9 protein-coding genes are annotated in these 12,648 nt (G+C 66.7%); 7 read left to right on the plus strand and 2 right to left on the minus strand.

Annotated features, from left to right (window positions below):
- Nucleotides 1–75: 75 nt before the first annotated feature.
- From AC0J42_RS25680 to AC0J42_RS25710, 7 genes are all read left to right on the plus strand, one after another.
- On the plus strand, nt 76–2,127 hold the full coding sequence (locus AC0J42_RS25680) for a putative bifunctional diguanylate cyclase/phosphodiesterase (RefSeq protein WP_416426781.1): 2,052 nt from the start codon (nt 76–78) through the stop codon (nt 2,125–2,127).
- 116 nt (nt 2,128–2,243) lie between these two features.
- Entirely contained in the window at nt 2,244–3,572 is a 1,329-nt protein-coding gene (locus tag AC0J42_RS25685) for an imelysin family protein (RefSeq protein ID WP_473004420.1), read from the plus strand.
- A 114-nt stretch (nt 3,573–3,686) separates the two neighbouring features.
- Nucleotides 3,687–5,102: a di-heme oxidoreductase family protein gene (locus AC0J42_RS25690; RefSeq protein ID WP_473004421.1), complete on the plus strand. Its 1,416-nt coding sequence runs from the start codon at nt 3,687–3,689 to the stop codon at nt 5,100–5,102.
- Nucleotides 5,103–5,122: 20 nt separating this feature from the next.
- Entirely contained in the window at nt 5,123–6,187 is a 1,065-nt protein-coding gene (locus AC0J42_RS25695; RefSeq protein ID WP_473004422.1) for an imelysin family protein, read from the plus strand.
- Nucleotides 6,188–6,189: 2 nt separating this feature from the next.
- Nucleotides 6,190–7,245 carry a DUF1513 domain-containing protein gene (locus tag AC0J42_RS25700; RefSeq protein WP_473004423.1) on the plus strand — a complete coding sequence of 352 codons (1,056 nt, stop codon included), beginning with the start codon at nt 6,190–6,192 and terminating at the stop codon, nt 7,243–7,245.
- Between the two features lie 202 nt (nt 7,246–7,447).
- A complete protein-coding gene (locus AC0J42_RS25705; RefSeq protein WP_473004424.1) occupies nt 7,448–8,575 on the plus strand; it encodes an efflux RND transporter periplasmic adaptor subunit in 1,128 nt (375 codons plus the stop codon).
- A gap of 13 nt (nt 8,576–8,588) precedes the next feature.
- The gene (locus AC0J42_RS25710) at nt 8,589–11,612 is read left to right on the plus strand and encodes a multidrug efflux RND transporter permease subunit (protein WP_473004425.1); all 3,024 of its coding nucleotides are present in this window, start codon (nt 8,589–8,591) and stop codon (nt 11,610–11,612) included.
- A gap of 90 nt (nt 11,613–11,702) precedes the next feature.
- Here the strand turns inward: AC0J42_RS25710 and AC0J42_RS25715 are convergent, their stop codons facing one another.
- Nucleotides 11,703–11,924 (minus strand): hypothetical protein, encoded by a 222-nt coding sequence (locus AC0J42_RS25715; RefSeq protein ID WP_416426794.1) that lies wholly within the window; start codon nt 11,922–11,924, stop codon nt 11,703–11,705.
- Nucleotides 11,921–12,640, minus strand: coding sequence for a lipopolysaccharide kinase InaA family protein (locus tag AC0J42_RS25720; RefSeq protein ID WP_473004426.1), 720 nt, complete (start codon nt 12,638–12,640; stop codon nt 11,921–11,923). The genes AC0J42_RS25715 and AC0J42_RS25720 overlap by 4 nt, the downstream gene beginning before the upstream one ends.
- Nucleotides 12,641–12,648: the final 8 nt, after the last annotated feature.

Consider the following 12,648-nt stretch of genomic DNA (forward strand, 5'->3'; position numbering starts at 1 on the left):
CCCCTTGACTGCCTACCGGGATTGCCAACGATAATGGCATATTGATGCCACTTGCACGCAACAAGGAATGGCCCTTTGAAGCTGGAACTCAAGAACAGCTTGTCGGTGAAGTTGCTACGCGTGGTACTGCTCTCGGCATTGATTGTCGGGGTGGTGCTCAGTTGCGCGCAAATCGTGTTCGACGTCTACAAGACCCGCCAGGCCGTGGCCAATGATGCCGCGCGCATCCTCGACATGTTCCGCGACCCCTCCACCCAGGCCGTCTACAGCCTGGACCGGGAGATGGGCATGCAGGTGATCGAGGGCCTGTTCCAGGACAACGCCGTGCGCATCGCGTCCATCGGCCACCCCAACGAGCCGACCTTGGCCGACAAGGCCCGGCCGCCATTGCAGACCGCCACGCGATGGCTCACCGACCCCATCCTGGGCGAAGAAAAGACCTTCACCACGCAACTGGTGGGCCGCGGCCCGTACAGTGAATACTACGGCGACCTGAGCATCACCCTAGATACCGCACCCTATGGCCGGGATTTCATCACCAGTTCGGTGATCATCTTCATTTCCGGCGTGCTCCGTGCCCTAGCCATGGGCCTGGCGCTGTACCTGGTGTACCACTGGTTGCTGACCAAGCCGCTGAAACAGATCATCGAGCACCTGACCCAGATCAACCCCGACCGCCCCAGCCAGCACAAGCTGCCGCTGCTCAAGGGCCACGAGCGCAATGAACTGGGCCTGTGGATCAACACCGCCAACCAGTTGCTGGAATCCATCGAGCGCAACACCAACCTGCGCCACGAGGCCGAGAACAGCCTGCTGCGCATGGCCCAGTACGACTTCCTCACCGGCCTGCCCAACCGCCAGCAACTGCAGTCGCAGCTGGACAAGATCCTCGTCGATGCTGGCCGCCTGCAACGCCGGGTGGCCGTGCTGTGCGTGGGCCTGGACGACTTCAAGAGCATCAACGAGCAATTCAGCTACCAGACCGGCGACCAACTGCTGCTGGCCCTGGCCGACCGCCTGCGCGCCCACAGCGGCCGCCTGGGCGCGCTGGCGCGGCTGGGCGGCGACCAGTTCGCCCTGGTGCAGGCCGACATCGACCAGCCCTACCAGGCCGCGGAACTGGCGCAAAGCATTCTTGACGACCTGGAAGCGCCCTTCGGCCCGGACCTGGGCGAGATTCGCCTGCGCGCCACCATCGGCATCACCCTGTTCCCCGAAGATGGCGACAACGCCGAGAAGCTGCTGCAGAAAGCCGAGCAGACCATGACCCTGGCCAAGCTGCGCTCGCGCAACCGCTACCAGTTCTACATCGCCAGCGTCGACAGCGAGATGCGCCGCCGCCGCGAACTGGAAAAAGACCTGCGCGAAGCCATCGCCCGTGGCCAGCTGTTCCTGGTCTACCAGCCCCAGGTCAGCTACCGCGACCACCGCGTGGTCGGTGTCGAGGCGCTGCTGCGCTGGCAGCACCCGGAACACGGCCTGGTGCCGCCCGACCAGTTCATTCCCCTGGCCGAGCAGAACGGCAGCATCGTCGCCATCGGCGAATGGGTGATGGACCAGGCCTGCCGGCAACTGCGCGAATGGCTGGACCTGGGTTTCAGCGACCTGCGCATGGCGGTCAACCTGTCCACGGTGCAGCTGCACCACGCCGAACTGCCGCGGGTGGTCAGCAACTTCCTGCAGATCTACCGCCTGCCGCCGCGCAGCCTGGAGCTGGAAGTCACCGAGACCGGCCTGATGGAAGACATCAGCACCGCCGCCCAGCACCTGCTGAGCCTGCGCCGCTCCGGGGCGCTGATCGCCATCGACGACTTCGGCACTGGCTATTCGTCGCTCAGCTACCTGAAGTCGTTGCCGCTGGACAAGATCAAGATCGACAAGAGCTTCGTCATGGACCTGCTGCAGGACGACGATGACGCCACCATCGTGCGGGCCATCATCCAGCTGGGCAAGAGCCTGGGCATGCAGGTGATCGCCGAGGGCGTGGAAACCCTGGAGCAGGAAAGCTACATCATTGCCGAGGGCTGCCACGAGGGCCAGGGCTACCTGTACAGCAAGCCGCTGCCGGCGCGCGAGCTGACCCTGTTCCTGCGCCAGGCCCAGCGCAGCCAGGCGGTGAGCCTGTAGACCTGTCGAATTTGCTTACATCTTCGCGGTTTACATGAAATGCATATCCTTCGCATCATTGCGCCGTTTTAACGAGCCTGCGGGCTCGTTTCCCCCTCACGACGCAGGATATCGCCATGACCCACATGCCCCTGGCCGCCGGCCTGCTGGCCATCGCCGTCTCGCTCGCCGGTTGCGGCGACAGCAAGGAAGACAAGCGCAGTGCCGCCCAGGTGCCGAGCGCCTCCAGCAGCACCGCGACCGGCAAGAAGAGCGTCGACGAGGTTGCCGCCCAGGCCGTGGTAGCCCACTACGCCGACCTGGTGCAGGCGGTGTTCAGCGACGCCCACACCAGCGCCCTGGCGCTGCAGCAGGCCATCGCCACCTTCCTCGCCACCCCGGACGCCACCACCCTCAAGGCGGCCCGCGAGGCCTGGGTGGCGGCCCGGGTGCCGTACCTGCAGAGCGAAGTGTTCCGCTTCGGCAACCCGATCATTGACGAGTGGGAAGGCCAGGTGAACGCCTGGCCGCTGGACGAAGGCCTGATCGACTACGTCGACGCCAACTATGAGCCGGCGCTGGGCAACCCGGCGGCCACCGCCAACATCATCGCCAACGCGCAGATCCGCATTGGCGAAGACAAGGTCGACGTCACCCAGATCACCCCCGAGGCCCTCGCCAGCCTCAACGAGCTGGGTGGTTCCGAGGCCAACGTCGCCACCGGCTACCACGCCATCGAGTTCCTGCTGTGGGGCCAGGACCTCAATGGCACCGGGCCGGGCGCCGGCAATCGCCCGGCCTCCGACTACCTGGAAGGCCCGGGCGCCACCGGCGGGCATAACGACCGCCGCCGGGCCTACCTGACGGCCGTGACCCAGCTGCTGGTCAGCGACCTGGAGGAAATGCTCGCCCAGTGGAAGCCTGGCGTGGCAGACAACTATCGTGCCGCGCTGGTGGCCGAGCCTGGGGAGAAAGGCCTGCGCAAGATGCTGTTCGGCATGGGCAGCCTGTCCCTGGGCGAGCTGGCGGGGGAGCGGATGAAAGTCTCGCTGGAGGCCAATTCGCCGGAAGACGAGCATGACTGCTTCAGCGACAACACCCATCATTCGCACTTCTACGACGCCCTGGGCATCCGCAACGTCTACCTGGGCGAATACACCCGCCTGGACGGCAGCCGGTTGAGCGGCCCGAGCCTGTCGGCGCTGGTGGCCAAGGCTGACCCCGCCACCGACGCAGCGTTGCGCGCCGACCTCGACGCCACCCAGGCGCGCATGCAGGCCATGGTCGACCGCGCGAACCAGGGCGAGCACTACGACCAGTTGATCGCCGCCGGCAACACCGCTGGCCAGCAGGTGGTGCGCGACGCCATCGCCGCGCTGGTCAAGCAGACCGGCAGCATCGAACAGGCCGCTGGCAAGCTGGGCATCACCGACCTTAACCCCGAGACGGCCGAACATACGTTCTAGCAGCGGCGTTCTAGCAGCGGCGACAGAGTAATTTGTATCAAACATTGACCCCGGCCGGTTACGGCCGGGGTGCCTGATAAGCTTGCCCCCCTGCCCTTCACTGCTGGATCCTCGATGTCATCGCTCCTCCCTCGCCTCGGCGCCCTGCTGCTCACCCTGTGCCTGGGTGGTTGTGGCGAAGCCGTGCGGCTGGAAGACGAGGAACCGGAAGAGGCCCTGGCCGGGGGCGCCGGTACCGTCGGCCACCGCGACGTCAACGCCTTCGCCCAGCCCTCCGCCAACCTGAGCGCCGAGCGCAAGCTCGACTTCAGTGCCGGCAACAGTTTCTTCCGCAGCCCCTGGGTCATCGCCCCTGCCACCACCACCGCGCGCGACGGCCTGGGGCCGCTGTACAACACCAACGCCTGCCAGAACTGCCACATCAAGGACGGCCGCGGCCACCCACCCGGGCCGGACGCCACCAGCGCCGTGTCGATGCTGGTGCGCCTGTCCATACCCGATACCGCGCAGCAGGCAGCGCTCATCGAGCGCCTGGGCGTCAACCCCGAGCCGGTGTATGGCACCCAGCTGCAGGACATGGCCGTGCCTGGCGTGCACCCCGAGGCCAGGGTGCGCGTGGCCTACGAGCCGTACCCGGTGACGTTCGACGACGGCACCACGGTGCAACTGCGCAAGCCACGGCTGCTGATCACCCAGCTGGGCTACGGCCCCCTGCACCCCCAGGCGCGGCTTTCCGCCCGAGTGGCGCCGCCGATGATCGGCCTGGGGCTGCTGGAAGCCATACCCGAGGCCGCGATCCTGGCCAACGCCCAGGCCCAGGCCGCCACGGATGATGGCGTGCAGGGCCGGCCCAACAGGGTCTGGGACGATGCCCTGGGCAAGACCGTGATCGGCCGCTTCGGCTGGAAAGCCGGGCAGCCCACGCTGAACCAGCAGAACGCCCACGCCTTCGCCAACGACATGGGCCTGACCACACGCCTGCACTCCCGTGACAATTGCACCGCCGCGCAGGTCGGCTGCCTGCGCGCCGCCCACGGCGGCCACCCGGAGGTCAGCGACAACATCCTGCGCCTGGTGCTGTTCTATACCCGCAACGTGGCCGTGCCGGCGCGCCGCGACGTGGGCTCGCCCCAGGTGCTGGCCGGCAAGCAGCTGTTCAAGCAGGCCGGCTGCCAGGCCTGCCACACGCCGCACTACATCACCGCCGCCGATGCCGCCGAGCCGGAGCTGGCCAACCAGCGCATCCGCCCCTACACCGACCTGCTGCTGCACGACATGGGCCCGGGCCTGGCCGACGACCGCAGCGAGTTCGCCGCCGGGGGCCAGGACTGGCGCACCCCGCCGCTGTGGGGCCTGGGCCTGACCGAAACGGTCAGCGGCCACACCCAGTACCTGCACGACGGCCGTGCCCGCGATGCCATGGAAGCCGTGCTGTGGCACGGCGGCGAGGCCGCAGCGGCGCAGCGCCAGGTGCTGTCCTTCAACGCTGCCCAGCGCGCCGCGCTGCTGGCCTTCCTGAATTCACTTTGAGTCTTGCCACGGAGCCCTGAATGTTTCGTCCCACCCTGCTGTTCACCAGCCTCGCCGCCCTGCTCCTCGGTGCCTGCACGCCCCAGGACCGCCAGGCAGCCACCAGTGCGGCCATTGCCAACCAGGTCATCCTGCCCACCTACAGCCGCTGGGTGGCGGCCGACCAGCAGCTGGCCATCAGCGCCCAGGCGTTCTGCCAGGGCAGCGCCAGCCTGGCCACCGCCCGGGCCGACTTCCTCCATGCCCAGCGCGCCTGGGCGCAGCTGCAGCCGTTGCTGATCGGCCCGCTGGCCGAAGGCAACAGCACCTGGCAGGTACAGTTCTGGCCGGACAAGAAAAACCTGGTGGGGCGCCAGGTCGAGCAGCTGGTGAACGCCGACGCCACTGTAGACGCCGCCAGCCTGGGCAAGGCCAGCGTGGTGGTGCAAGGCTTGTCGGCCTACGAATACATCCTCTTCGACGCGCGCCTGGACCTGGCCGACGCCAGCCAGAAAGCCCGCTACTGCCCGTTGCTGGTGGCCATCGGCGAGCACCAGCAACAGCTGGCGCAGGACATCCTCGGCCAATGGCAAGGCGACCAGGGCATGCTCTGGCAGATGAGCCATTTCCCCAACCCGCGCTACGCCGATTCCCAGGAAGCCATCGCCGACCTGCTGCGGGCCCAGGTCACGGCGCTGGACACCCTGAAGAAAAAGCTCGGCACGCCCATGGGCCGCCAGAGCAAGGGCATCGCCCAGCCAATGCAAGCCGAGGCCTGGCGCAGCGAGGCTTCGTTGCACAGCCTGCAGGCCAGCGTCGGCGCCGCCCAGACGGTCTGGGCCGGGGTCGACGGCAACGGCCTGCGCGGGCTGCTGGGCAAGGACCAGCAAGCCCTGGCCCAGCGCATCGACGGCGCCTACGCCGAGGTACAGCAGTGGTTTGCCGAGCATCAAGGGCCGCTGGCCGAGCTGCTGGCCACCCCCGCCGGGCGCCAGCAGCTGGAAACGCTCTATGACCGCCTGAACGTGCTGCACCGCCTGCACGAAGGCGAGCTGGCCAAGGCGCTGGGCATCGCCCTGGGCTTCAACGCCAACGACGGTGACTGAACATGGGCCTGGCACAGTGGTGCAAAAACCTCCTGGCCCCCGCCTCGCCGGGCGGCCTGCTGCTGTCGGCACGCGATGACGCCGAGGGCCGGCACTATGCCGTGGGCTACCGGCAGGATGGGCGCGAGGTGTTTGCAACCGCCGTGCCCCAGCGCTGCCACGCCGTCATCGAACATCCACGGTTGCCGCTGGCACTGTTCGTGGCCCGCCGGCCGGGCACCGAATGCTACCTGCTGGACCTGCGCGACGGCCGCCTGGTGCAGACGCTGGCCGCGGCGCCGGACCGGCATTTCTATGGGCACGCCGTCATCCATGCCAGCGGCGACTGGCTATACACCACCGAGAACGACACCCGCGACCCGGGCCGCGGGGTCGTCGGCGTCTACCGCTTCGAGGGCCAGCGCCTGGCCCCTGCGGGCGAACTGTCGAGCCATGGCATCGGCCCCCACGAGCTGGCCTGGATGCCCGACGGCGAGACCCTGGTGGTCGCCAACGGCGGCATCCGCACCGAGGCCGAGAGCCGGGTGGACATGAACCTTGAGGCCATGACCCCCAGCCTGGTGCTGATGGGCCGCGACGGCACGCTGCACAGCCGCGAGACCCTGGCGCAACCCATGAACAGCATCCGCCACCTGGCCATTGCCAGCGACGGCACGGTGCTGGCCTGCCAGCAGTTCATGGGCGCGGCCGATGACAGCGCGCCGTTGCTGGCGATCAAGCGACCGGGCCAGGCGTTCGAGCCGTTTCCGGTGGCCGAGGCGCAGCTGCGGTGCATGGCCCACTACAGCGCCAGCGTGGCGGTGCATGACACCCTGCGGCTGGTGGCACTGACGGCGCCACGGGCCAACCGATGCTTCATCTGGGACCTGGACAGCGGCGCGCTACGCCTGGAAATGCAACTGGCCGATTGCGCCGGGGTGGCGGCGGTGCCCCAGGGCTTCGTGGTCACCTCCGGCCAGGGCCGCTGCCGCCTGGTGGACTGCCGCACCGCTACGCCGGTGGCCACGCCGTTGAGGTTGCCGGCGGGTTTTTGGGATAACCATCTGCGCAGGCCGTGACGCACCCCTGTGGGAGCTGGCTTGCCAGCGAGCTGTTGATTGAGGCCCGAAAAGCTCGCTGGCAAGCCAGCTCCCACAGAAACCCGTATACAGCGGCTATGATTTGTACACGTAATATCCAGAAATACAGCGCAGTGGCGCCCCGCGCCTTACAAGAATAATGTGCTGCAACTCTCAGCTTCGCTTTCCAGGGAAACGGAATATGTTGCGCCGCCGCATGCTCACCATGTTGGGGATCGTGCTGGTGGTCGTCCTGCTGCTCGGTGGTTACAAGGCATGGTCGATCTACCAGCAGGTCCGGATGTTCTCGGCCCCCAAGCCGCCCGTTGCCGTGGCCGTCGCCACTGCCAGCGAACGCGCCTGGCAAGCGCGGCTGCCGGCGGTGGGTAGCCTCAAGGCGCTGCAGGGCGTGAACCTGAGCCTGGAAATCGCCGGCACGGTGCGCGCCATCCAGTTCGAGTCCGGGCAGCAGGTCAAGGCCGGCCAGCCGCTGCTGCAACTGGACAGCGACGTCGAGACCGCGCTGCTGGGCACCGCCCAGGCCGACCTGGGGCTGGCCCAGCTCGATTACGGCCGCGGCGCGCAACTGGTGGACAGCCGCGCCATCTCCAAGGGCGAGTTCGACCGCCTCAACGCCGTGCTGCTCAAGAACAAGGCGACCGTCGCCCAACTCAAGGCCAGCCTGGCCAAGAAGAACATCGTGGCCCCGTTTAGCGGCACCATCGGCATCCGCCGGGTCGACGTCGGCGACTACCTGGCCAGCGGCACGGTCATCGCCACCCTGCAGGACCTCAGCAGCCTCTACGTGGACTTCTACGTGGCCGAGCAGGCCATCCCGCAGCTCCACGTCGGCCAGCCCGTGCTGGTCACCGTGGCCGCCTACCCTGGGCAGACCTTCGAAGGTGCCATCAGCGCCCTCAACCCCAAGGTCGACGACAGCACCCGCAACATCCTCATCCGCGCCACCCTGGCCAACCCCCAGGGCAAGCTGCTACCCGGCATGTTCGCCAACCTGCAGGTGGTACTGCCCCAGCCGCATAACCAGGTGGTGGTACCCGAGGGCGCCGTGGCCTATACCCTGTACGGCAACTCGGTGTACGTGGTCGGCGAGAAAAAGGACGAGCAAGGCAAGCCGGTCACCGGCGCCGACAACAAGCCGGTGCTGGTGGCCGAACGGCGCTTCGTCGACACCGGCGAGCGCCGCGACGGTCTGGTCATCGTCAGCAAGGGCCTGAGCGCCGGCGAGCAGGTGGTCACCGGCGGCCAGCTCAAGCTCACCAGTGGTGCCGCGGTAAGCGTCAGCCCCGACGCTACCCTCAAAGCCCACTGACAGGAGCACGGCCATGGCCTTTACCGACCCGTTCATCCGCCGCCCGGTGCTGGCCAGCGTCATCAGCCTGCTGATCGTGCTGCTGGGTTTCCAGGCGTGGAGCAAGCTGAGCATCCGCCAGTATCCGCAAATGGAAAACGCCCTGATCACGGTCACCACCGCCTACCCCGGGGCCAACGCCGAGACCATCCAGGGCTACATCACCCAGCCGTTGCAGCAAAGCCTGGCCAGCGCCGAAGGCATCGACTACATGACCTCGGTGAGCCGGCAGAATTTTTCGGTCATCTCCATTTACGCGCGCATCGGCGCCGACAGCGACCGGCTGTTCACCGAGCTGCTGGCCAAGGCCAACGAGGTCAAGAACAAGCTGCCCCAGGACGCCGAGGACCCGGTCCTCAGCAAGGAGGCCGCCGACGCTTCGGCGCTGATGTACATCAGCTTCTACAGCGACCAGCTCAACAACCCGCAGATCACCGACTACCTGTCGCGGGTCATTCAGCCCAAGCTGGCGACGCTGCCGGGCATGGCCCAGGCCGAGATCCTCGGCAACCAGGTGTTCGCCATGCGCCTGTGGATCGACCCGGTGAAGCTGGCCGGCTACGGCCTGAGCGCCAACGACGTCACCGACGCGGTGCGCCGCTACAATTTCCTGTCGGCCGCCGGCGAGGTCAAGGGCGAGTACATCGTCACCAGCGTCAACGCCGCCACCGACCTGAAATCCACTGAAGGCTTCGCCGCCATCCCGCTCAAGACCGACGGCGACAGCCGCGTGCTGCTGGGTGACGTGGCGCGGGTGCAGATGGGCGCCGAGAACTACGACACTGTCAGCTCCTTCAACGGCACGCCCTCGGTGTACATCGGCATCAAGGGCACGCCCGGCGCCAACCCACTGGACGTGATCCGCGAGGTGCGCAAGCTGATGCCCGAACTCGAAGGCCAGCTGCCACCCAACCTCAAGGCTTCCATCGCCTACGACGCCACGCTGTTCATCCAGGCGTCCATTGACGAGGTGGTGAAGACCCTGTTCGAGGCCGTGCTGATCGTCATCGTGGTGGTGTTCCTGTTCCTTGGCGCACTTCGCTCGGTGATCATCCCGGTGGTGACCATCCCGCTGTCGATGATCGGCGTGTTGTTCTTCATGCAACTGATGGGCTACTCGATCAACCTGCTGACCCTGCTGGCCATGGTGCTGGCCATCGGCCTGGTGGTGGACGATGCCATCGTCGTGGTGGAGAACATCCACCGGCACATCGAGGAAGGCCGCACGCCGTTCGACGCGGCGTTGGAAGGTGCCCGGGAAATTGCCATGCCGGTGGTGTCGATGACCATCACCCTGGCCGCCGTGTACGCGCCCATCGGTTTCCTCGAGGGCCTGACCGGCGCGCTGTTCAAGGAGTTCGCCCTCACGCTCGCAGGGGCCGTGGTGATCTCCGGCATCGTCGCCCTTACCCTGTCGCCAATGATGTGCGCCCTGCTGCTGCGTGCCGATCCCGACCCCAAGGGCCTGGCCCACCGCCTCGACCAACTGTTCGAGGGCATCAAGCAGCGCTACCAGCGCCTGCTGCATGCCACCCTGCAGACCCGCCCGGTGGTGGTGGTGTTCGCGCTGATCGTGCTGTGCCTGATCCCGGTGTTCCTCAAGTTCAGCCAGTCGGAGCTGGCGCCCGCGGAAGACCAGGGCATCATCTTCATGATGGCCACCGCGCCGCAGCCCACCAACCTCGACTATTTGAACACCTACACCGACCAGTTCCTGGGCATCTTCAAGGACTTTCCCGAGTACTACTCCTCGTTCCAGATCAACGGCTTCAACGGCGTGCAGTCAGGCATCGGCGGCTTCCTGCTCAAGCCCTGGAACGAGCGCAGCCGCACGCAGATGCAGCTGTTGCCCGAGGTGCAGGCGCGCCTGGCGCAGATCCCCGGCCTGCAGATCTTCGGTTTCAACCTGCCGGCGCTGCCCGGCACCGGCGAGGGCCTGCCCTTCGAGTTCGTGATCAACACCGCCAACGACTACGAGTCGCTGCTGGACGTGGCCCAGCGGGTCAAGGACCGCGCCCAGGCCACCGGCAAGTTCGCCTTCCTGGACATCGACCTGGCGTTCGACAAGCCCGAGGTGGTGGTGGATATCGACCGCGCCAAGGCGGCGCAGATGGGCGTGTCGATGCAGGAACTGGGCGGCACCCTGGCGACCCTGCTGGGTGAGTCGGAGATCAACCGCTTCACCCTCGATGGCCGCAGCTACAAGGTCATCGCCCAGGTGGAGCGCGCCTACCGCGACAACCCCGAGTGGCTGAACCAGTATTACGTGCGCAACAACCAGAACCAACTGCTGCCGCTGTCCACCCTGATCACCGTCAGCGAGCGGGCGCGCCCGCGCCAGCTCAACCAGTTCCAGCAGCTGAACTCGGCGATCATCCAGGGCTTCCCCATCGTCAGCATGGGCGACGCGGTGCAGACGGTACGGCAGATCGCGGTCGAGGAAGCGCCAGCCGGCTATGCCTTCGACTACGGCAGCAGCGCCCGCCAGTACGTGCAGGAAGGCAACGCCCTGTGGGTCACCTTCGGCCTGGCGCTGGCGATCATCTTCCTGGTGCTGGCCGCGCAGTTCGAAAGCTTCCGCGACCCGCTGGTGATCCTGGTGACCGTGCCGCTGTCCATCTGCGGCGCGCTGATCCCGCTGTTCCTGGGCTGGTCGAGCCTGAACATCTATACCCAGGTGGGGCTGGTGACTTTGATCGGGCTGATCAGCAAGCACGGCATCCTGATCGTCGAATTCGCCAACCAGCTGCGCCGGGAAAAAGGCCTGGACGCGCGGGAGGCGGTGGAGGAAGCGGCAGCGATTCGCCTGCGGCCGGTGCTGATGACCACCGCGGCCATGGTCTTCGGCATGGTGCCGCTGATCCTGGCCACCGGCGCCGGGGCGGTCAGCCGCTTCGACATCGGCACCGTGATTGCCACGGGCATGTCGGTGGGCACCCTGTTCACGCTGTTCGTGCTGCCGTGCGTGTACACCCTCATCTCCAGGAAAACCCCGTAGCAGCGGCCGCCAGGCCGCGTCCCGGGCGCCCCACGGATGCAAAAAGGCCCCGTCATTGACGGGGCCTTCGGGCCGATCGGTTTGGCAACCTCAGCCCTTGCGTCCCTGGGCCATGCCGAACACGAACAGGAGCAGGTCCTGGTCCGGCCGCACCGCCACCTGGGATTTGGCCGCTCGAGGCAGGGGGCAAGCCCCCGCGCCCGTTTCAACACTCAGCACACCCGGCCGAGGTTGATCCAGGGCTGCAATCGCAGCAGTGCTGACCGCCAGGGCAGCGAGCAAAAACAAACCTCGAGCAATTTCTAGTTTCATGACTCTAAACCTTTGATCGGGCTGCCAAACGCCGTCTTGTAAAAATAGAGCAATTTGCTCCAGTCTGCGTCGCTGAACGACGAGTGGCGGCGCAGTTGCTTGAGGTCATGACGGGCCGCGCTCTGGGCGCTGAACCGCTGGCGGCACTTCTCCAGGTCCAGGGTGGCGATCTCCGGTCGCGCTGCTGCGCCCTCGCCCACTACCCGCAGGAAAATGTGTTTTGCATAAAGGCAACTGTGCTGCCAACGGCCCTTGTGCATGCGCGCCAGGGTGTCGGCCAGTTGCTTGAGTATGGCTTCATGCAGCGCTTCACCGTAGTGCGCGCGGTCATGGCTTTCATACCACTGGTCGATTTCCTGGAACCCATCCAGGGCCTCGGTGACCAGCAGTGCACGCCACTGGCCCTGGGTGTCACGCTGGGCACCGCAGAACACCAGTTTCGGCACGCCTACACCAAGGGAGGCCAGGCTCTGCAAGGCATCGCGCTCGCGCAGCACCGTCGGCCGCCCCATGGGGTGGCGCAGGCTGCGGTAGGTGTGCCCTACCTGACGCTTGGCATACAGCAGTTGGCCATTGGCGGAATGCAGGCGCTGCACGCCGCTTTCGCCGCCGCGGCGCACGTTGGGCTCTTCCACCCATTCGCCCTGCTGGTTCCAGAAATAATCAAAGCGCGTGTCGGGCGCTGAAGGGTTTGGGGTCGCGTAGTCGACGGCCATCACCGGTA

The organism is Pseudomonas sp. Tav-5-1A (genome assembly GCF_055755055.1).